The following is a 21,622-nucleotide window of genomic DNA, read 5'->3' as shown; positions in this document are numbered from 1 at the left end:
CGGCTGCTGTCAGGTGTACGTGTACGGGACGGGGGAGGAGGCCGTGGCGCCGGTGGAGGTTTGCACGACCACGGCCACGGGCCCGGGGGTGGACTTCGGCGGTGTTACCGCCTGAACCTTGACGGCGGACATGACCTTGAACGAGAGGGCCGGGATGCCGCCGAAGGTGATGGTCGTGACCTGGGACAGGAACGTGCCGTTGATGTTCACGATACGGCTTCCGGTCCGCGGCCCCGAGGCCGGGCTGATGCTGGTGATCGTGGGGCCGCCGACGTAGGTGTAGGCGAGGCTGTTGGAGACGCCTCCTGCGTTGACCGTGTAGACGGGGACGGTGCGGGCGAGGGCCGACGGTGGGACGGTGACGGTGAGCTCGGTGTCCGACCGCACGGTGGCGGCCGCCTGGACGGCGCCGAACCATACGTACTTGACACCGATGAACCTGAGTCCGGTGAGGGTGACGACGTTTCCCCCGTTCGTCGATCCGGAGGAGAACGAGAGCTGGTTCACGACGGGCAGCCGACGGTAGTAGAAGTGACCGATGATGGCTGTTCCGCCGCTGGCAGTCACGGTCACCGGTACGGCAGATCGGATGGCGGAAGGGGTGACGACGGTCAATGTGGTGTCACTTACCACAGTGAAGTTCCTGGCCGACCGGATACCGAAGCGCACGGCGGTGGTCCCGAGGAAGCCCCTGCCTTTGATGGTCACAGCCGTTCCGCCGCCACGGGGGCCGCTGCTCGGGGAGATGCTGGCCGGCCTTCTCAGGACGTCGACCGTGTTGTCGCCGTGGTCGACGACATAGAGGTAACCCCCATCCGGTGTGGTCGCCACCTCGTGGGGCTCGACGAATCCTGGAATCGTTTCGGTGACGCTGTTGCTACTCGGGTTGATCACCGTCAGCGAGTCCGCGCCGGTCATCGACACGTAGACGAGCGTCCCGTCAGGGGAGGCGGTCAGGTAGACCGGGCTGCTCGCGACGGTGACCGTGTCGGTGGCGGTGTTGGTGGCCGTACTGATGACGCTCACCGTGTTGGCGCCGGAGTTCGCCACGTACACGTTGGCCCCGTCGGGGGTGACGGCCACGCCTAAAGGCACGTTGAATCCGGTCACTGTGGCCACGACGGTGTTGCTGACCGTGTTGATCACGCTCACGGTGCCGTTGGCGGAGTTGCTGACGTAGGCGCGCAGACCGTCGGGACGGATGCTGATCGCCTGGGGGCTGTTCCCCACGGTGATGGTGCCGGTGACAGTGTCGGTGGCCGTGCTGACGACGCTCACCGTGTTGGCACCGGAGTTCACGACATAGAGGCGGGCTCCGTCGGGGGTGACGGCCAGCCCGCGCGGCGCGGTGAGGCCGCTGACGGTACCGACGAGGGTGTCGGTGGCCGTGCTGACGATGCCGACGGTCCCCGAGCCGGGGCTGGTCACGTACACGTACCGGCCGTCGGGGGCGACCGCCGCAGCCCACGGGCCGGCCCCTACCCCGATGGTGGTGACGACGGCGCCGGCGGCGGTGTCGATCACGCTCAACGTGTCGGTACCCGAGTTGGTCACATAGGAGCGCAGTCCGTCGGGCCGCATGGCGATGGAGTGGGGTGCCGGTCCCACCGGGATGGTGTCGGCGTCGGCCACCAAGGACAGGGCGGCGGACGAGGAACTCCCGAGCTCCTGGACTGCCGGCGGGGCTTTGCTGACGGACATGCTGACTCCTCTCGACCGGACTCCCGAATTCGGTGAGTTTCAGAGCGAGTTGAGGATTTCATGCCCTGAGATTCAATAGCCTGGCGCTCGCGATTTCAGGAGTGGATTCCACGCGTCCCCGGATTGTCCCATCCGCCGCGACTCGATATAAGTGGTCAACCGGAGCACGCGGGCGCTCATTTGACCACCAGGAAGTAATTCCTATCATAGTATTCACCACTCAGTGCATCATATGAGACCTGCCCCATCCGTGGAACGTCTGCTTCAATTTCGTAATACAAAGGGTGCCCTGCACGAGAATCCTTCTTCATTGAAATGGCGCCGAGGCCCAATAGGCGCATTCGTGCTCCCTCATGCGGGGCGGCCTTCCCGGAGAAGAAAGCACCCAGCGCGAAAGAGAAGCCTCATGGTCACTCTGAACCCGCACCAGGGACCCACCTCAGGTGGTAACCAGGTCGTCATCACCGGAACGAACTTCACGGGCGCCACCAGCGTGAAGTTCGGAACCAAGTCGGCCGGTTTCACGGTCGACAGCGCCACCCAGATCACCGCTGTCGCACCATCGAACAACTCCGCGGTCCAGGTCATCGTCACCACGCCGGCCGGAACGTCAGCCCCGGCCTGGTACTACTACATCTCGTTCCCGTCCAAATCGAGCCTCAGTGAGACCATGGGACCGCTCGACGGCATCCCGATCACCCTCACCGGTTCGAGTCTGACGACCGCCACGTCGATGTCTTTCGGCTCCAACTCCGTCGTTCCCACGGTCGTGAACGACACCACACTGAACGTCACGGTGCCGCCCGTAACCACCCCGCAGACCGTCGGAGTCAGCGTCACGACGATTGGCGGTACCACCAACGGGCTCACCTTCACCTATGTAGGCGCTCCGACGGTGACCAGCATGACCCCCACCACCGGACCGGACTACGGCGGCACGGCCTCCACCATCATCGGCACCAACCTGAGCGATGCCGTGGACGTGTCGTACGGCCCCGACTCGACCTCCTACAACGTCATCGACGACACCACCATCGTCGCCTACTCCCCGGGCGGCACGGGCACGGTCGCCGTCACCGTCACCAGCGCGGGGGGCAGCGACTCCTCGCAGACGTTCACGTACACCGTCAGCCCCGGCTGAACCCGGTCAGGGCAGCGAGCTCTCGAACAGGGTGTTGCCGGTGTACTTCCGGTCGAAGATCGAGCGGCGGAAGGGCGCACCGAGCCCGCCGACGAACAGGAGCCCGTCAGCCCCCTTCGCGGCGAACCAGTCCAGATGCCGCCGCACGTCTACGTTCAGGAAGCCCGGCAACACGACCGTGCGCTTTCCGGCCTCGCACTTGGCCGAGTTGGTGTTGTCGGATCACGAGCGGCAGGTGCTTGGTGCGTGGGTGCGGGAACATTCGACACGGGCCTTGACCCTGGATCCTGGGCACTGGGCAATGCGGCTGGTGACAGCGTAGTTGATGTCGTTCGGGACGCTGTTTCGTAGGTGATCGGGCTGCGTTGCCCGAGGCGTGAGTGACGGCCTCGGGTGTTGTAGCGGTGCAGCCAGCGGAACGCGTCGAGGTGGGCCTCGTGTTCGCTGGGCCAGTTCTTCCGGCCCTGGAGCGTCTCGCGCTTGAAAGTCGCGTTGAAGGCTCGGCGAGTGCGTTGTCCGCGCTGGAACCGATCGAGCTCATGGACTGGCGGACGCTGGCCCTGCGGCAGGCGTCCGCCCCTCCCGCCGACCGCACCACCCCTAGTTCTCCTTGGAGAAGACCATGGCCGCCACGCGGACTTCGCACCGCGCCGCCCCGGAGCGCCGCCCTGCCGGAGCGCTCCGGCGGCTGCTCAGCCGGCTGGGTCGGCACCCACTGGCGGATGGAAGTCGCCATCGTCGCCGTCGCCACCCCGACCGCCTCGGCCTACCGGAACGCCCATGGCCGCGCCGACAGCGCACAGCCGCCGGTGCCACGCCGACCTTCGACGACTGCGCGGCGACCACCTGCTCCTCGCACGGCGAAGGCACCGGCACCGGCAACAAAGCCCAGTACATGGATGATGCCGACAACGCGGCACTCCTCCGGCGCAGACCCAGCCTCCCGCACCGCCGGAGACACCGGTAACCGGCGCCCGAGCCTGGCCCCTCGCCAGATCCGGTGCCGAAAGCGAGACCGTCGCCGCGATCCAGCTCCTGCTCACCGCTCGCGGGTACGGTGCCGACGTTTTCGGTCGGTGTGGGTGCCCTGACAGGACGGTGCTCTCCCTGGTTGGCCCCGCGGTCACTTCGCACGTACGCGGGGCCAACCGCCATGTCGGCGGTCAGCCATCCAGGGGCAGCCGCCGAACCCGGATCTTCAGGTAGGGCGGCCGCTTGTCAGTGCTGCTGCGTCACACGTTCCGGTAAGGATCGGTGCTCTGCAGTTCCAGGCCCATGCACTCGGCGAGGCCTGTGGCCAGTGCCGACAGCGTCGGATGCTGCCAGACAAAGTTGTTGGCGAGCTCGACCCCGAGGTCTGATTCCAGACGGACCCGTAGTTCCATGGACAACAGTGAATCGAAACCCAGGGCCTTCAGAGGGGTCTGCGGGTCAAGAGTGGTGCTGCCCAGCCGGAGAACTCCGCGAATGTGCTCGGCCATGTAGGTCTCGAGGGCCTCGCGCCGGGCGATACCTGGCGCGAGGCCCTGGAGACGGCTCCGGATGTCGCGGGAATCCTCCGGCGCGTCTACCGAGTGTTCGTCGTCCGGGGAGAGGAGGCTGAAGAACGAGGACTGCCGTCCGGTGAGGGGAATCCAGGTGCTCGGCTTCCCGGGAATCACCCCGGTCTGGACGCGTCCGTGTGCCAGGAGCGAGTGGAGCGCCAGCAATCCCTTGTCGGTCGGGATCGTCTCGTAGCCCCGGCTGCTGAAGTCGGTTGCGACACCGGTCTCGCCCCATGGCCCCCAGTTGACGGCGAGCGTGGGCATGCCTGCGCGGCTCCGCCATGCGGCGAAGGCGTCGAGCCAGGAGTTGGCGGCTGCGTACACGCCCTGCCCGGGGTTGCCCAGCAGGGAGGCCATGGAGGAGAAGACGACAAACCAGTCCAGTGTGTGCGCTGCGGTGGCATTGTGCAGTTTCCACGCGCCGGTGACCTTGGGGTTCCATACGCGCTTCAGCTGGGGGTCTCGGATGTTGGTGATCGCGGCGTCCTCGAGGACCATGGCACAGTGGATGACACCGCGTAGGGGTGTCCGGTCTTCGGTGGCGGTGGCCACCAGGCGTTCCGCGGTACCAGGTTTGGCGATGTCGCTCAGAACGACAGTGATCCGGGTGCCGCCGGCGGACAGCTTCGTGATCGCGCGCGCGGCGGCAAGGGAGGGAGGTGTGCGGCCGTTGAGGACGATGTGACTCGCGCCCTGTTCGGCCAGCCAGTGCGCGGTTGCCAGGCCGAGTCCGCGCAGGCCGCCGGTCACGATGTAGGCGCCATCCGTGTGAACGACAGGCGGTCCCTCGGGAAGGACCGCAGTGGTCTTCCCTCGGTTCGGGATGGTCAGGACCAGCTTGCCGATGTGGCGGGCGCTGGCCATCAGCCGGAAGGCGTCGGTGGCTTCGGCGAGCGGATACGGGGTGCAGAGCAGCGGCTTGAGACGGCCTTCGGTGAACTCGGTGACGACCTCACGCAGCACGGTCGCGAACATGTCGGGGCGGGTCCGCTGGAGTTCGATGAGATCAACGGTGCTCAAGGTGATGTTGTGCCGGAACGGGGCCAGCCCGACAGGGGCGTCGGCCAGGATGTCGCGCACTCCCAGTTCGACGAAACGGCCGAAGGGCCGAAGCGTCTCCAGTCCTGCGCGGACTGCCGCACCGGAGAGCGAGTTGAGGACGACATCGACGCCCTGGCCGTGGGTGGCGTTGCGGGTCTGCTCAGCGAAGTCCAGGGATCGGGAGTCCATCACCCGGCTGATCCCGCTGCCGCGTAGGTATCGTCGCTTCTCTTCGTTGCCGGCTGTGGCCAGCACCTCGGCGCCGAGCAGCTTGGCGACGGCGACCGCCGCCAGACCGGTGCCCCCGCTGGCCGAATGGATCAGGACGCGTTCTCCGGCGCGCAGCCGGGCGACGTGGCGCAACGCGTACCAGGCAGTGAGGAAGGCCGTGGGCACTCCTGCCGCGGCGACAGGATCGAGCATGGCCGGAATCGGGGCCACCACGGTCGCGGGCACAGTGACGAACGAGGCGAAGGCGCCGCCTTCGAGGTGAACGGCGAGCACCGGGTCGCCGACGCGTAGGTGCTCGACGCCAGGCCCGACCTCGGTCACCACGCCTGCGCACTCGAAGCCGATCCGGTACCGGATGTCCTGCTCGCCGGGCAGGAGGCCCATAGCCGTGAGTACGTCGCGGAAGTTGAGGCCCGCTGCCTGGACGCACAGCTCTACTTCGCCCGGTCCTGGAGTCCGCCGCCCGGTCGCGGCGAGTTCCAGACTGCCGAGATCCCCGAGCCGTCCCGCCCGGAGGCGGAATCCGTCCACCCCGTAGCGCACAGTTCGGGTGGCCGCCGTGACCTGTTCGGAGGCGGCAAGGGGGGCGTGATCGAGACGGGCGATGTACCGGGTGGTGCCTCGTAGGGCGATTTCGTCTTCGTGGCCATCGGCGAGCAGTTCCTCGGCCAGGCTCCGCAGGCCTGGGTCGCCGTGGTCCGTGTCCACCAGGGTGGCGCGCATGTGCGGGTGTTCGAACGCCAGGACGCGGATCACGCCGCGCAGGGCACTTTGCTCAAGATCCACGGTCTCGTCGGCCGCTACCGCGCGGGCGGCCCGGGTGACGGCGTACAGGCGAGGAGGGGTGGAACTGCGGGCGGCTGCCTGGGCAGTAGCGAGGATTCGTCGGGCACGCCGCTGCGCACCCACAGTGGGATCGTCCGTGATGGTGGGCGATGTGCCGCACAGCATCACGACGGCGCGCGCGGGGGACGCGATGGCCTCCAGGTGTGTACTGACGGATTCAGCGAACGTTCCGAGCCGCTCATCCCGCAGCGGGGTTTCCCACGCCTCGGCCTGAGCCCCGGCCTCGCGCAGGGTGGTGGCCAGTGCCTCGGCGTCTCCTTGGCCCTCCCCGATGACGAGCCATTTTCCGGGCGCCGGCTGCGAGGTGGCCTGTGGACGTGGGACCGGATGCCAGCCGGCCTCCAGGAACCACTGGTCGACCTGGTCGGCCTTCCGAGTGCTTCGGCGTGCAAACTTCACTCCGTCGATGGCCATAACCGGATTGCCTGTCTCGTTCAGCAGACGGGCATGTCCCATGACGCTGTCGGCTGTGGCCTCAACGATCCGGGCGTGGCAGTACACAGCGGTCGCGGGATCCCCCAGAATCCGTACTGCCCCCATCTGGACGGGAAGGATCAGCCCCTGGCCGATGTCCTCGACGGGCCCTGCGACCAGGAGTTGCAGGCAGAGGTCGACGAGGACAGGGTGAACCCGCAAGGAAAGGTCTCCGGTCCGCGCGGGCTCCGGGACAACGACACGGGCCCAGAAACTGTCTCGGCTGCGGGCGACGTGCAGATCCGTGATGCCGGTGAACGCCGGACCGTGTTCCAGTCCCCGGGAGCGGAGTCTTGTGTAGAGAGCTGCGGGATCGTCGGTGACCGAGTGCCTCCGTGCCAAGGTGGCGACGGACGCGGTGTGGGTGCGCGTGGGCCGGGAGAGACGGCGCAGCACGGCTGAGGCGTACGTCACCCACTGGCCGTCATCACCGCGTCCGAAGATCTCGCATGTGGCGTGGTCCGGGGCGGTCATGGTGACGGTCGTGCTGAGGTCGGTGTGCTCGGTCAGACGCAGCAGCTCCCGGAATGAGACATCGGTGATCTCTACGTCGGCGGGGGTGGCGTCGAACACCTCGCAGGCGGTGGTCAGTGCGATGGCGTAGTGGGCGGCACCGGGCAGTACCGGGGTTCCGTGCACTCGGTGGTCGGTCAGCCAAGGCAGCCCCGTGGTTCCGGCGTCCCCCTGCCAGCAGTGGCGCACCTGCTCGCCGGGTACCTCGGTGTGGCTGCCCGGCAGGGCGACGGCCGAGCGCGCGGCGCGCTGCTCGGCGGGGGTGGCCGGCCGGGCGGCTTCCACCCAGTGGTGCTTGCGGTCGAAGGTAATGGTGGGGACGTCAGCGAGGTCGCCCCGCGCGTACAGCGGCGACCAGTCGACGTTCACACCGGCGCAGTGCAAGGCCGCGAGCTGGGTGCGGAACGTGGTGGGTTCGTCCTCTCCGCGGCGTAGCGTGGGCAGCACGACCGGTTCGCCGGTCAGGTCTTGCAGGCTCTCCGCGACGGCGTGTGTGACCACTGGGTGCGGGGAGACCTCGAGATACACCAGGTTGCGGTCCGCGGCGGCCGTGGCCACCGCCGGGCAGAAGCGCACCGGGTTGCGCAGGTTGGCGCACCAGTAGGCGGCGTCGAAGGCCGGCACCTCGTGCGGGTCCTTCAGCACGGTGGAGTAGAAGGGGATCCTGGGGCGCTGAGGAGTCAGGTCGCCAAGGCTGGTGAGAAGTTCTGTGAGCAGCGGGTCCACCTGAGGACTGTGGGAGGCGACGTCCACCGCCACGGTCAGTGCCGGGATACCGCGGTCCTTCCAGCCGGCGACGAGCCTTGCGACCTGGGTGGGGTCGCCAGCCACGACGGTGGAGTTCGGCGCGGCAAGGACCGCCACAGAGACTGACTCGGCATTGCTCGCGGCGAGTTCGGCCTCCACCGCGGCCCGGTCCAGTCCTACGGTTGCCATGGCACCGGCTCCAGAGATCCTGGTGAGCAGCGCGGAGCGCCGGCAGATCACCTTGGCGCCGTCCTTCAGCGACAGGGCCCCGGCCACGACAGCGGCCGCGACTTCTCCCATGGAGTGGCCGATGACACCGGCCGGCTCGACTCCATGGGCGCGCCAGGTGGCGGCCAGCGCGATCTGCAGGGCGAACAGCACGGGCTGCACTTTGGAACACTCCGTCACCGGTTCACCGGCGTGCACCACGTCCAGTACGGAGAACGCGGCCTCGGCGAAGATGTGAGCGTCGACTTCGGTCAGGGCCGCTGCGAAAGCCGGTTCCTGCTGCAGCAGTCCCCGTCCCATGCCCGGCCACTGCGAGCCCTGCCCGGAGAACACCCATACGGGCTGCCGGGAGGCGGTGATGCTCGTCGGCCCCGTCACCACGGCCGGGTGAGCCCGGCCCGCTGCGAACGACCTCAGTGCGCCGACCGCGTCGCGCGTCGAACGGGCCACGACTCCGAGACGTCCCCGCCCTGCGCTGCGTCGCAGGGCCAAGGTGTGCGCGACGTCGCTCAGCGGTACCTTCGCGCCGTCGCTCTCCAGCCAGTCGGCCAGACGCAGTGCCGCGGCCGGTAGTACGGCGGGGGATCCGGCCGGAACCAGGACCACTTCGGATGCGGCAGGAGGGGTCTGTCGTCGGCGTGACAGGGCCGTTCGGCTGTCCTGGGGCGGTTGTTCCAGGATGACGTGGGCATTGGTGCCGGAGAATCCGAAGGAGGAGACCGCGGCCAGCCTCGTCGGCGCCTGTACGGGCCACGGAGTCAGCTCGGTGGGTACGAAGAAGCGTGTCTTGTCCGCGGCAATGGCGGGATTCCAGCGGGTGAAGTTCACGTTGGGGGGGATGAGCCCGTGTTGGAGGCACAGGACGGTCTTGATCAGTCCGGTGACCCCGGCGGCGGGCTCCAGGTGGCCGAGGTTGGTCTTGACGGAACCCAGAGCGCACCGGCCGTGGCCGGTGCCGTACACCTGCGCCAGGCTGGCGAACTCGATCGGGTCACCGAGCGGGGTTCCCGTTCCGTGAGCCTCGATCATCCCCATGTCCTGCGGGTCGATCCCGGCGTTTGTGAGTGCTTGCTGGAACAGGGCCTGCTGGGCGGTGGGAGAGGGCGCGGCCAGGCCGTCGGACCTGCCGTCCTGGTTCACGGCGGACCCGCGGACGACGGCGAGGACGCGGTCGCCGTCCCGTTCGGCATCGGCCAGACGTTTGAGTACGACCGCGCCGCAGCCTTCACCTCGGACGAAGCCGTCCGCGGCTGCGTCGAAGGTGTGGCAGCGCCCTGTGGGCGACAGCATTCCCATCCGGGCAAAGGACAGGGTTGTCCTGGGGCGGAGCATGAGTGTGACGCCGGCGGCGAGGGCGAGATCGCATTCGTTCTGAAGCAGCGCCCGGCAGGCCAGGTGGAACGCGACGAGCGAGGACGAGCAGGCCGTGTCGAGGGCGACGCAGGGGCCGTGCAGGCCCAGGAGGTAGGAGATACGGCCTGCGGCGACGCAGTGCCCGTTCGTCAGAATGGAGCCCTCGAGTTCTTGGGGCTGTCCGGCGAGCTGATCCATGTAGTCGTTGTAGCTGAGACCGGTGAAGACCCCTGTCGGCGAGCCGGTCAATCGATCCGGTGGCAATCCGGCGTGCTCCAACGCCTCCCAGGCCACCTCCAGCAGCAGCCGGTGTTGGGGATCGAGTACGTCCGCCTCTCGGCCGGAGACACCGAAGAAGTCCGCGTCGAAACCGGACACGTCATTCAGGTAGCCGCCCTGCTGAGAAGGTGTGGGCTCGCCGGGGGTTCGCTCGGCGCCGTGTTGTGCCCAGAGCGTCTCGCGTCCCGGCGGCGGATTCCCGACCGCCTCTTGCCCCTCGGTGAGCAGCTGCCACAGGGCTGCGGGTGAGTCGATATCGCCAGGAAGCCTGCAGCCCATGCCAATCACAGCGATGGGGTCCGTTGCCTTGTTCGAGGGGTGCCTGTGTCGACCCACGGGGTTCTCCTTATCGATTGACTGCGCAAGGAAGCGCTGAGCTCCCGCTCTGCTGACGGCTCATCCGGGCTCGCAACGCGCACGGGCAGGGGTCGGACCGGGTGCCGTGGAGGGCTGAGGGTTACCGGGGCGGGCCTCAGACGTCGGGGCTTCCCAGAAGAATCGCGCTCTTCACCCCGCCGACCTGGTAGTTGAAACTCAGCGCGTAGTCGAAGTCGAGAGGCCGGGTGCGCACGCCGGGAACGGGGTCGAAGGTGAGGTTGTCTGCCGGCTGCTCACAGTTCGTGGTTGGACATACCTCGCCGCGCTCCATCATGAGCAGGGTAAGAGCGACGCCGAGACAGCCCGCGGGCGCGCCGTTGTGGCCGAAGCAGCCTTCCTGAGACGTCATCAGCAGGTCCGGGGCGGCGGAGCCGTACAGTTCCTTGATCGCGTTCGCCTCGAAGGCGGTGACCACCACGTTGCCGTCGCTGCCACCGTGGACGTAGGGCACCTGGCCGATCTCCCAGCGGTCTGCGAGACATCGGCGGACGGCGGACACCAGTTCGCGGCCCGTCTCGTCGGAAGCCAGAGGGTTGGTCAGCCCGTCGCGGGTCGTGGCCTGGGCGAGCACCTGCCCGTACAGGTGGGCCCCGCGCCGGGTGGCGTGTTCGCGGCTTTCCATGATGACGGTCACTGACCCCTCGCCGTGGTTGATGCAGTCGGCACGCCGGTCGTAGGGGCGCATGAGGGAGTCGAAGGACGGCAGAAGCGCGGGCATGTCGTCGGACCGGATGATCTCGTACGTCTTCTGCGCGCCCTGCAGCAGGCGCTGGATGTTACGGATCAGTTTGACGCTGAAGATGTCGACGCCGGTCACGACGGCGATGTCGACCTCGCCGTCGGCGATCAGGCGTCGGGCATTGCCGATCTGCACCGCGGATGACGCGCAGCCGCACGAGACCGTGAAGTTGGGGCCCTTCGATCGGGTCAGTGCGCCTTGGACCAGGGCAACGTCGGAGGGAGTGACGGCCTGTTCTGCCGCGACGAACAGTTCCATCGCCTCCGTCACGCGAATGGTCTCGGGATCGGCTCGCAGCACGGCGAGGTAGCTGTCGATGTTCGCGTCGATGCCACCGCGTCCGGCCAGGATCGCCGCGTCGGCCAGGTCGCCCGAGTAGGGATCCAGCTCGGCGTCCGAGCATGCCTGCGCCATGGACACCAGGCCGAACCGGTGCGCTGCGGTGTAGTGGCGTGAGAAGAAGGGGGCGACATCGGGGAGGAGTTCGTCGAACATTGCGTCCGAGAGGTCTACCGAGCCGTAGTAGGCGTTGCTCTGCATGAGGCAGGAGGCCCCTCGGGAGGCGATGTTCCACAGGTCGTCCGCGGTGAAGACGGGTCGCCCGTCGCCGGGAAGGCAGAAGCCGATACCGGTGACCACGGCATCCCGCGCGTGCCGGCCGCCTCCCGTGAGGGGGGCCGCCCCGCTCACGACACACCTACGTGCAACAGAGAATTCGTCATGTTGATCCCCTCCGGATCAGTTGGTAGCCCCCGCGGGTAATCGGCTGTGCTACTGAGGAAGAGATTCCGCAGCGGCCGGATTCGAGCAGGGATCTATTCGGCGATGTATGTGCGGTAGATCCATCGATAGACCGGAAGCATTTCACCATCGAGTTCGGCACAGTGATCCGCGAACTCAAAATGCTCATAACCGTTCCAGTGGGGAACAGTCACTCTTGTTTCAGTTTCCAGTGATTTCACTTCCCAGGTCGACGGAGAGCCCTCCGGCCCTCCGCTGAGCATTACACGAATCGATTGAGGCATAGCGCTCTCCAGTCGGAAGAATCAGCGCTGAGTGATCAGCGGATACGATGGCTCGATTGCTTTCTGCCACGCCGCCCTCAGTACAGCTGGAAATGCTTCCGCCACAGAACGGTGAGTGTCACCATGCCGCGCAACTGGTCCAGGAATCCCATGTGCGGCGCATCACTCCCCATCGTGCGGCAGCCGGTCCGGAGGCGGCGCGGACGGTACCGGCGACCGGCCTCGCGTACGAAACGACGTGGCCGCCACGGGGTCGAAGCCGGCAGCGTGCGCCATCGTGACCGCATTGACCGGCGCGGTTTCAGGGCGCAGCGCGGGGGTCCGGGCGTGGACCGCCGCCGGGATCACAACGGGCCCCGATGGCAGGGGACAGGCCCTGATGACGGTTTGGACAGCACTGGGAACTCGCATGGCGCCCCTTTGGCGAGGTGATGCGAGCCGCCGCTTCCTTGCCCGGGGGCGCTCATTGCGACGAACGATCTCGATGCTGCACGCAACTGGCTGGCCAGTTGTGCGGCGGATCGTCGGTTGCCGCACTCCCCGGAGAGGAGGGCAGCCCACCGGTTGGATTCAAAACGGTTATCCCACAGGGCTGAATAATCTCGCAATGAGACCGCTTGCAATTCACCCGTATGGCGTAATTCGATGAGCTGCCTACTTCATCTTCTCGCCGGGCTCCGCAAATCCGGCCTCACCGGCCACGAAGTGGCATTCGTGACGGTTTTCCGCCGAGATGTCGCACACGAATGGAGACAGCCCGAACTCCGGAAATTATCTGGCAGTGACTGGTTGCGATGAAATGATCTCGGCGTGACTGCCGCCGTCACGGCGGCAGTTGCCCGCAGCCGGCCACCACTCTCGGAGCAAATTTCAGACTGGTCCGATCGGGTGACTAATTGGCGCAGGGGTTGATGACAGTTCATTCATTGGAGTTACTGAAGTCGTTGAACCGGTGGGTCGCCCATCCCTCTCCGGGGAGCTCGGCAATTGGCCCGCCCGTTTCAGCCCTTCCTGCTGGCAGGGCTTCGGCGTGCAGAGTCACTGCAAGGCTGCTCCGGAGAGCCACCGGCCGGTGGGTGCTCCCGACATCGGCCGGTGAAGCGTCTCGCCGTGCTTGAGACCGGGCAGCGGCGCGCACGTCGCGGCTGATGTCCGTCGGCCCCCCGATCGCCGTCGGGTCCGCCCCCGTCCCGAGCGGACTCATCGCCGCGAGCCGCTGCCCGGTCGCCATTCCCGGAACCGAGAGCCGTTCTTCCTCTCACCCCTGCCCCGTCGGGCAGGAGGGAAGCCCGCCTTCGCTCTCGGCCGGTTCCCGTGCGGACCGCAACGGTCCGCCTGTCGCAGGAGGATCCGCCATGTCCACAATCGCAACCTCGTCCGACCAGTCACGATCGGTCGCCCAACTGCCTTTCCCCTTCGGCCCGCTGCTCCTGGCGGTCCTGCCCAACTCCGGCCCGGTCGCCGGCGGCAACACGGTCCAGCTCCTCGGAGTGGGCCTCAGCGGTGCCACCAGCGTCCTGTTCGGTACCACGCCGGCCACCATCGTCTCCCAGGACGTGCTCGGGCTCACTGTCACGGTCGTGGTCCCGGCGAACGCCGCAGGCACGGTGCCGGTCACCGTGACCACGGGCGGTGGCACCAGCAACTCGGTGTCCTACACCTACGTGGACCCGTCCACGCCTGCTCCTCCCACCGCCACCAGCATCATCCCGGCCTCGGGCCCGGTCGCCGGCGGCACCCCGTTCGTGATCACCGGCACCAATCTGAACGGAGGCACCGTCACCGTCAACGGAGTTCCGGCCACCGTGCTGGGCGGCGACCCGACCGGAACCCTGCTGTTCGGGACCATCCCGGCCGGCGCCACCGCGGGCAACGTCCCGGTCGTGGTCACGACCGCGGCCGGCACCACCACTGTCCCCGGCGGGTACACCTACATCTGACCACCCCTCACGGCCTCTCCTGCCACGTCGCCACGCCGACCGGCCAGGGCTGTGAACAGCGCCGGCCTGCGAGTTCCTCGCGCAGGCCGGCGCTGTTCGGAACCAGGGACGATTCTGTAGCGACCAGCCCACCCTGCGGCGACGGACCCGAGAACGCAACGGCAGAGGAAACGTTGCGACGCGGGCTGCACCCGATCAGGCCGCGCCGCCGGGGCGTTCGCAGGGATGTGATCCGCCGCTGGCGCCACGCCCCCGCGCCGCCGCCCAGCCAGCAGACGAAAGCAGCCTGCAACTGCTCACCACCGATTCGGGCATTTCCAAGCCTCTTCAGCCCGGCCGCTCCCCCGCATCTCCCGGCAGTCCACCAGGACGCGGCCGGGCCGGGATCTCGCAGGACGCCATTCCCGTCCCCCTCGTGGGACGAGCCCGGGACCCCGGCGACGGCGAGAGCCGCCCAACCGATCCCGCGGTCCAGGAGAAGGGCGGGGAGGCTCGGCAGGCAGCCGTGCGGGACCTGATCTGGTACCGCCGGCTGGACGGGGCGACCAGTTCACACGGCGTCGAGAGAGCCCGGATCAACTCCATCGAACTGTCGGTATGAGTCCCGGCCGAGGCCGAGCAACTCCGTCATGGGCACGGCGCAACGACTGGTCGCGGAGAGAGCTTGGCGTGCCTCGGCAGATCACAACGGGGGAACCGTTGACAGGCCTTGGTCGCTGTTCAGTGCCCGGTCCTCGTCCTGCCGGCCGGGCCGGCGGAGATCCGCGTAGAACTCATCATGCGCCCCGGAGACCAGCCAGACCATCCACACCGAGTGGCTGACGCCCGGAGTCGTCGGTGAAAGGAATCCGGGGCGAAGCAGACCATCTCTCCAGATCCACCGGGACAGCCGACGCCGACGGGAGCTCCGCCGTGGAGAGAAGACGCCGGCCAGCACTGCGCGTGCCACCACCAGGCTGGTACCCGCTCGCCGTGCGGGTGGACCTGAAACGGCCCCGCAATCGATGTCTGTTTCAACCGGGCCATGCGGGGCTCCTCCAGCGGCACGAGCATGACCTCGCTCTCAGGTGCTTCATGTTTCCGGAGTACGGCACATGATCGAAGTCACCGGACGACCGGGCTCGCCATCGAGCGCCCGACCGACGAGGTGAACCGGCGCCGCGGGCGCTGCTCACCGGGCTGGGGACGTGAGTTGGCGACGGATTTCACCCGGCCAGTGCGATCCGTGCCCAGAACGTGCGGCCTCCGTCGGTCTCCTGTCGCGTTCCCAGTGCCTGCGCGGACTGCGCAACCACCAGCAGGCCTCGACCGTACTCGTTGGCGTTGCCGGCACGGTGTGGGACGGACGAAATTCCACCCTCATCCTGGACTTCCACGAGAAGCCAGTCATCGTCCTTTTGCAGACGGCCCGTGATCGAGAGGCTGTTGGTGTGGACGATGGCGTTGGTCATCAGCTCAGAGAGCACGAGTAAGGCTGCACACCGGGCACTTTCGTCTGATATGTCCTCGGAATCCATCCACAGCCGGGCCAGTTGGCGGCAGACCGGCACCGCTCGCTCCAGTGTCGGCACGCGGAACGAGACCGGTCGTCTGCTGGGGCAACCGTCGGCCAGAGCCCGGGCTGACGCCGTATCCGGCCATTGTTCAATCTCTTGGGGGGACAGTGCGATCTGCGCCCCCGACCAAGCAGTCGGCAGCATAGTTCTTCCTCTCTCATCCTGGGCCTTGCCCAGGTGGCGGGGCGGCAGGTTTGCGCTTCCGGAAACAACGCGGCACAAACCGCTGGCTGCGGATTCCTGCCGCATCGATGTGCTCGCCGGGCGGGGACAACCGTGCCGGGAGCTGAGTGGGCGGTTCAGTGACGGGAAGCGGGGCACACCCGCCCGACGCCGACACGGCGGGCGGGGTCCGGACGATGCCAGCCACCGGTCCTGGAAGTGATTCGGTGCCGTGGGGAGGCGGCAGACTCCGTGCTCCGGCAAAGCCCCTTTGCCGTACGCGGCGGTGAGCGGGTTGGCCGAGCACAGCGTGAGAGCGACGGGTACCCCTGCCGACTGGCGTCGCGCCGCGTCGACCTGAGCGGTCTCACCGCAGGACTCAGGAGTCCGAGACCGGGCACTGGACGTCAAAACCGTCGCCAAGGAAGCTCGCATGGTGTCCCCACAGAGGTCACTTGGGCCGCCGCGCCAGCCGGCGCCACCGGCACCGACTGGCGGATCCAAACCCCTCCCACGGGGGTGCCCATTGCGGCAGTCCCACCCGGCAGATCCCCAGGTTTTCACCTCACCTGGACAGCTACGAGAGAAATGAACAGCCGCTCCCCCGGAGAGGGTGGGCAGCCCACCGGTTTGGATAGTGATAGTTATCCTCTCGGGCGCACATGACAGCAACAAAGTCGACATGATGTCACCCGAATGGCGTATCTATGACAATATTCGCACCCTTACGCTTCGGACCACTCGAAGACTCACCGGGTAGGCCACCATCAAGTATTTTGATGAAGTGGTTCATGCGCGTGGGCAGCCCGCGACGCCGCGGAATCGGTGCCACACGACGCAACGATTCTGCTTGGCGAATCGCTTCTTCTGACCTCCTTTAACGACCGTCTGTCCTTCCAGTTCTTGGCGTGATCTGTTCGGCCTGATCCCGTGGGGGGAATTCGACGGCCGGTAACGTCCTACGGCAGAGCCATAAGGCGTCGCAACATCGAACCTCTCACCCTGTGTACTGTGTGCACTTCGACGCTGCGGCCGAACCAATGACTCGGTTGAAATCCGCACCGTCACAGGCCAAATCGCCCCCCGACACCGCACAATCACCCAGTCCACAGACGGCGTGAGACAGCCCTACCAGCTGTCCGAGCAGGCATTTTGGTGCGATCTGCGCAGTCGGCCATCGACTCGTACCGCAGCACTGCAGTGATCGTTTGACGCCGGGTCGTGGAATAGTGCAGCCTCATTCTGCAGCCTATGAAGCCGCATGCCGACGAGGGACTCATCCGTGAAACTGACGCCCGAGCGACAAGCTTCCAACGGAGCCTTCAGGTCGGGCGATTGAGCCATGCACCCGCTCAGCAGCCACAGCTGAATAACCGCCAGCCGTTTCCGCGCTGCGTCGCCCGGATCCCCCGGAGAACCCGCATCCGTGTGGAGAGTAAAATTCCTTAAACGTACAAGTTGATCGAGCTTTGATCTTGCAGATGAAACACGAGACGGGCCCTTGTCACCACCGCATCGATTCAGCCAGATAGTTCCTCGATTGAATATTGCCCCGCGCAACCCGATGAACGTGGGGCAACAGGGTCTGGGTGGGGCTCCTGAAGCCCCCAGGCATTCGACCCTATCCGCGCTCCACCAATTTGCAATGTGAGTCGCTTCAGTCGCTGAAAGGAGTACATATGGTTCCTGATCTGCATCTACGTGACAGCAACTCAGGCCGGACCGTAGCTTCTCGACCGGCAACTTGGTTACCTGACGTACTGTCGACCGCGCCGCGACGCGCCCGGCCGGTGCAACCGACCAACTGTCCGTCGCAAGGCATCCCCGCCCATTGCCACGACTGCCGGAGCCCGGCGGCCTGTGGCCACCACCGGCCGTCTGGCGGCGCAGGACGCGGAAGCGGCCCTGGTGGTGGCCGCGGTACACACGCGTCCGGGCCAGGAACTCCGAACACCGCACATCATCCAGTCCGGGATTGCCTGCGGGCAGCCGCCTTCCGCTCGATCTGGGAGACCGCAGGTGAACCACACACCCAGCCACGATGACGGGCCGTTCGACCCTCAAGAGGTCGTACGGCAGATTCTGCTCGGCTCCGGCTCCCCCGCCAGCACCGTCCCGGCGCAGGCCGCCAAGAGAGCTGCGCCGATGGCGATGCGGGCAACCGAGCACGGTCTGCTGCCCGACACCCTCAGTGACCGTGGCACCGCTAAACTGTTCGTCGCCTTGTACAGGCGGAGCTTCAGGCATGTGCCGGGTCTGGGCTGGTACCGGTGGTCGGGCTATCGGTGGGAGATCGACGATGCCGGCACCGTACTGTGGGCAGCCGGCGAGATGGCCGAAAGGCTGGCGGAGACCGACCCGCACGAGCGGCACAGCGGAGCAGAGCTGCGCCGGCACCGTCGGCGGGCTCTGACAACATCCGGAATGATGGCCATGCTGATACAGGCCAAGGCCGCGCCGGGGATGACACTCAGCGCTGCGCTGCTGAACGCGGATCCCTATGCACTGTGCACTCCGGAGGGGGTGGTCGACCTCCAGACCGGCCTGGTCGCCGCGCCGGATCCGGAGAGGCACTGTCACTCGCGTGCCACGAGCGTCGAAGCCCGGCCGATGGGAACACCTCGCTGGCAGCGGTTCCTCACCGACACGTTCGGCGACGACGCCGACGGCCGTCAGATGATCGGCTTTCTGCACGAGCTGCTGGGCTACTCGATCACCGGTGATGTCGGCGCGCAGATCATGCCATTCCTCTATGGACAGGGAAGTAACGGCAAGAGCGTTTTTCTGGACGTCATCGTCAGACTTCTTGGGGACTACGCGGATGCCGCCCCGCCCGGTTTCCTGATGGCCCGGTCTTGCGTGGTGCACGCCGCCGATCTCGCCGAGCTGCATGGCCGGCGCATTATCGTCTGCTCCGAACCCAAGCCCGGTGACCGCTTCGACGAGTCCCGCGTCAAGCTACTGACCGGCGGAGACCGGATCAAGGCCCGCAGGATGCGGCAGGACTTCTTCAGTTTCACCCCCACCCACACACTGTGGCTGCTCGGCAACCAGCGCCCTGAAGTCAGCACCAGCGGCTACGCGTTCCGGCGCCGGATGAGGCTGATCCCGTTCGACCGGGTCGTCGCAGACGACCGGAAGATCGACAACCTCGCCGACGCCCTGGTCACCGAAGAAGGACCGGGCATCCTGCACTGGCTCGTCACCGGCGCGCGCCGGTATCTGAACGGTCCTCGCGACCTGACCGGCCCCCCGCGGGTACGCACCGCCACCCACACGTACGCAAAGACCCAAGACCATACGGGCCGGTTCATGAGCGAGTGCTGCACCGTGGACCCCGCCATGCGTGCGGAACAAACCCAGCTCTACACCAGTTACCGGAACTGGTGCCAGCTGGAGGGCGCCAACCCGGTCTCCTCACGAGCGTTCGCCGCACGTGTCCGTGAGACCGTCGGCATCGCCACACCCAAAGAGATAATCCTGTCCAACCAGCGCAAGTTCTACCCTGGTATCGCGCTGAACCCTGAAGCTGAACCCTGAACTGGAAGAGAAAGCATGAGTGGCCTCATCGAGCCCGACCGGCTCGCCACCCGCCGCGGAAGACCTGCGTGCCACCACGACAGGCGTTTGATTGATGGCCAGTCCGCCGGTAGCCGGGGCTGCCGAGGAGACGGTTCGGGCCGCGAGTCGCCGGCCCGGAAGGAGCTCAGTGGCCCTGATTCGGGGCCGGCCGGGACCGTGTGGTCCTGACCGACGGTGGTCGGGCCTGACACGGGGGTGTCGAGGTACTTCCAGGTCTGGGGTCCGACCTGGCCGTCGGGCTTGAGACCACTGCAGCTCTGGACGGCGCGTACGGCGACGTCGGCGCTTTCTCCGAACTTGCCGTCGAGGGTAAGCGTGTAGTCGTAGTTGTAGTTCAGCAGGCACTGGATCTGCTTCACCTTCGAGCCGACCATGCCCTTGGCCATGACCTGGGTGCGGTCCCAGTTGTAGCGGCAGTCGGCGCGGCCGGCGACGCCGAGCGCGGCGGCCGTACTGGGCGAGGCAGAAGCAGAAGCTGAGGAAGAGGTCTCGCCCTTGGCTGAACTGCTGGGGCGCGGTGACTTCGTGTTCGTGTCCTCCTCGCCCGTGGGGTCCTGGTCCTTGTTCTTCTTCCCGTCGTCCGTCGCGGTGCCCGGACGGCCATCGCCCCGGCCACACCCGGAATCCGCGCGGCGCCCATAACGGATCGCCCGATCACGCGCCTGCTGTTCGCCGCGACGCGTCACACCCAGACCGCGCACCCGACGACCACGGCCGTCATCGCAGCGCTGCGCACAGCCGCGCAGCAGGGTCGCACCACGCCGCTCCCGCCGGCCTAGGACAGGCCGTCGAGCGGCCGGAGGAAGCGGCGCTCGTACCGCTTGATGCAGCGGGTGTCACGAGCCAGTTGGAATGCTTCCTGGCACTCCGCGTCGGACATGCTGTCTGTGCGGTACTGCTCGTAAGCGGCCAGGCCGGGAAAGGAGAAGAGGGCGTAGGCGATGTCGCTGTCGCCCTCACTCGGCAGGAAGTAGCCGTGGTGCGTCCCGCCGAAACGGTTGACGAGCCGGACCCAGCGGCGACCGTACTCTTCGAAATCCTCAAGCTTGTCGGCGTCGATCTCGTACTTCAGATGAACAGTGATCATGCCTGCATCATGCCGGGTTCCGGACTGGCTTTAGAAGTCATCTCATTTGGCGAGGCACCGTCACACGGTCCGGGGCTGGCTGCGGGCCGGGGCAGAGCGGGTCGCGAGGAGATGCGCCGCGCCCACGCCGCCTTGGTCTCTGCACCCTCCACACCCTCGTCGTGTTGCATCCGCTCCCCGGCGGTGGGACGAAGCGCCGGTCCAACCACTCCTGCGGCCTTCCCTCCGCCTCACCGTAGGACTTCTCCCGCAGCCTGCGATCCAGGACCGGCTTCACGCCGAACAGTCCGGCCACTTCCTCGGCCGTCCGCCGGGTGCGCTGCAGATCCGAGGAGAACAGCTCCACCTCGGCGCCGTCGGGGACCTGAGACCGCAGCGCCTGGGCAATGGAGATTGCCGCACGGACGCCGGCGGGCGTCAGCTGCGAATCGTGCCATCCGCCGACGACTCCCTCGACGTGGTGCGTCGCCTCCGGATGGGTGACGACGTAGAGAGTGCGCATGAGTGCGTGACTGAGGTTCCCCCGACCTGCCTGATTGCAGCCCACAACCATGGAAGAGACAGCGCAGAGCCATCAAGTGGGTTCTTCCGGCCTCCTGCCAGCGTATGTCGTGCTCTACCGGTCGGTAGCCTCGTCCCCGGTAGGGGCGCCCCATGCTGTTTCAGTGGCCGAAGTCGGAGCTGTGCCCCGGTTCCGGCTTCAGTCCCAGATCCGCGGGCCCGATGAGCGTCGGCCTGGAGGTGGTGATGCCGGAAGGGCTGCCGCGCAGGACCCGCACTGTTTCGTCGGCCCCGCTCGCGTACCACGTGCCGACCGCCAGTTCGGCCGCGCCGTCGCCGTTCAGGTCCTGGATCGCCAGCATGGGCCGCACCGGGAGGCCGGACAGGCTCTTCGCGTTCTTGCCGGTCAGGCCCTTCGGTCCGCCGCGCAGCACCAGGGTCACCATTTTGTTGCCCTTGGTCGGGGCGCTGAACGCGACATCGGCGTAACCGTCGCCGTTCACGTCACCTGTCGCCGGCGCGTACCCGAAGTTGCAGTGGGAGGAGACCGGCTC

General features: G+C 67.1%; 13 protein-coding genes and 2 pseudogenes. 4 read left to right on the top strand and 11 right to left on the bottom strand.

The window, feature by feature from the left end:
* Window positions 1-9 precede the first annotated feature (9 nt).
* A complete protein-coding gene (locus BT364_RS33690; RefSeq protein WP_079179770.1) occupies window positions 10-1,701 on the bottom strand; it encodes an IPT/TIG domain-containing protein in 1,692 nt (563 codons plus the stop codon).
* 406 nt (window positions 1,702-2,107) lie between these two features.
* Here BT364_RS33690 and BT364_RS33685 point away from each other — a divergent pair, with 406 nt between their 5' ends.
* Window positions 2,108-2,842 carry an IPT/TIG domain-containing protein gene (locus BT364_RS33685; protein WP_072489008.1) on the top strand — a complete coding sequence of 245 codons (735 nt, stop codon included), beginning with the start codon at window positions 2,108-2,110 and terminating at the stop codon, window positions 2,840-2,842.
* A gap of 42 nt (window positions 2,843-2,884) precedes the next feature.
* Here the strand turns inward: BT364_RS33685 and BT364_RS33680 are convergent.
* The 4 genes and pseudogenes from BT364_RS33680 to BT364_RS43560 form a co-directional block, all read right to left on the bottom strand.
* Window positions 2,885-3,043 (bottom strand): annotated as a pseudogene (locus tag BT364_RS33680) (tyrosine-type recombinase/integrase); the annotation flags it as partial.
* 1,031 nt (window positions 3,044-4,074) lie between these two features.
* Window positions 4,075-10,434 (bottom strand): type I polyketide synthase, encoded by a 6,360-nt coding sequence (locus BT364_RS33670; protein ID WP_256260335.1) that lies wholly within the window; start codon window positions 10,432-10,434, stop codon window positions 4,075-4,077.
* Window positions 10,435-10,570: 136 nt separating this feature from the next.
* Complete coding sequence (locus BT364_RS33665) at window positions 10,571-11,905, bottom strand: beta-ketoacyl synthase N-terminal-like domain-containing protein (protein ID WP_256260334.1); 1,335 nt, start codon at window positions 11,903-11,905, stop codon at window positions 10,571-10,573.
* Between the two features lie 125 nt (window positions 11,906-12,030).
* The gene (locus BT364_RS43560; RefSeq protein WP_072489006.1) at window positions 12,031-12,240 is read right to left on the bottom strand and encodes a DUF5988 family protein; all 210 of its coding nucleotides are present in this window, start codon (window positions 12,238-12,240) and stop codon (window positions 12,031-12,033) included.
* Window positions 12,241-13,595: 1,355 nt separating this feature from the next.
* On the opposite strand from BT364_RS43560, the gene BT364_RS33655 reads away from it, so the two are divergent.
* Window positions 13,596-14,180 (top strand): IPT/TIG domain-containing protein, encoded by a 585-nt coding sequence (locus BT364_RS33655; RefSeq protein ID WP_072489005.1) that lies wholly within the window; start codon window positions 13,596-13,598, stop codon window positions 14,178-14,180.
* A 415-nt stretch (window positions 14,181-14,595) separates the two neighbouring features.
* Complete coding sequence (locus BT364_RS41190) at window positions 14,596-14,781, top strand: hypothetical protein (protein WP_143166589.1); 186 nt, start codon at window positions 14,596-14,598, stop codon at window positions 14,779-14,781.
* Between the two features lie 81 nt (window positions 14,782-14,862).
* Here BT364_RS41190 and BT364_RS44430 read toward each other — a convergent pair whose 3' ends face one another.
* Together BT364_RS44430 and BT364_RS33645 are read right to left on the bottom strand one after the other, a co-directional pair.
* The gene (locus tag BT364_RS44430) at window positions 14,863-15,186 is read right to left on the bottom strand and encodes a DUF2625 family protein (RefSeq protein ID WP_107408376.1); all 324 of its coding nucleotides are present in this window, start codon (window positions 15,184-15,186) and stop codon (window positions 14,863-14,865) included.
* 199 nt (window positions 15,187-15,385) lie between these two features.
* Window positions 15,386-15,880, bottom strand: a complete 495-nt coding sequence (locus BT364_RS33645) for an ATP-binding protein (protein WP_256260333.1) — start codon at window positions 15,878-15,880, stop codon at window positions 15,386-15,388.
* Window positions 15,881-18,043: 2,163 nt separating this feature from the next.
* Between BT364_RS33645 and BT364_RS33640 the strand changes: the two genes are divergently transcribed.
* On the top strand, window positions 18,044-19,438 hold the full coding sequence (locus BT364_RS33640; protein ID WP_079179776.1) for a DNA primase family protein: 1,395 nt from the start codon (window positions 18,044-18,046) through the stop codon (window positions 19,436-19,438).
* Here the strand turns inward: BT364_RS33640 and BT364_RS33635 are convergent.
* The 4 genes and pseudogenes from BT364_RS33635 to BT364_RS33620 form a co-directional block, all read right to left on the bottom strand.
* Window positions 19,399-20,166: a peptidoglycan-binding domain-containing protein gene (locus BT364_RS33635; RefSeq protein ID WP_143166588.1), complete on the bottom strand. Its 768-nt coding sequence runs from the start codon at window positions 20,164-20,166 to the stop codon at window positions 19,399-19,401. The genes BT364_RS33640 and BT364_RS33635 overlap by 40 nt on opposite strands.
* 89 nt (window positions 20,167-20,255) lie before the next feature.
* Window positions 20,256-20,567, bottom strand: coding sequence for an NIPSNAP family protein (locus tag BT364_RS33630; RefSeq protein ID WP_072489002.1), 312 nt, complete (start codon window positions 20,565-20,567; stop codon window positions 20,256-20,258).
* A gap of 37 nt (window positions 20,568-20,604) precedes the next feature.
* Window positions 20,605-21,069, bottom strand: a complete 465-nt coding sequence (locus tag BT364_RS33625) for a histidine phosphatase family protein (protein WP_256260332.1) — start codon at window positions 21,067-21,069, stop codon at window positions 20,605-20,607.
* 160 nt (window positions 21,070-21,229) lie between these two features.
* Window positions 21,230-21,622 (bottom strand): annotated as a pseudogene (locus BT364_RS33620) (FG-GAP repeat protein); the annotation flags it as partial.

This window comes from Streptomyces atratus, from assembly GCF_900119365.1.
In the GTDB taxonomy this organism is placed as follows: domain Bacteria; phylum Actinomycetota; class Actinomycetes; order Streptomycetales; family Streptomycetaceae; genus Streptomyces; species Streptomyces atratus_B.
This window is presented reverse-complemented; position numbering and strand designations above follow the sequence as displayed.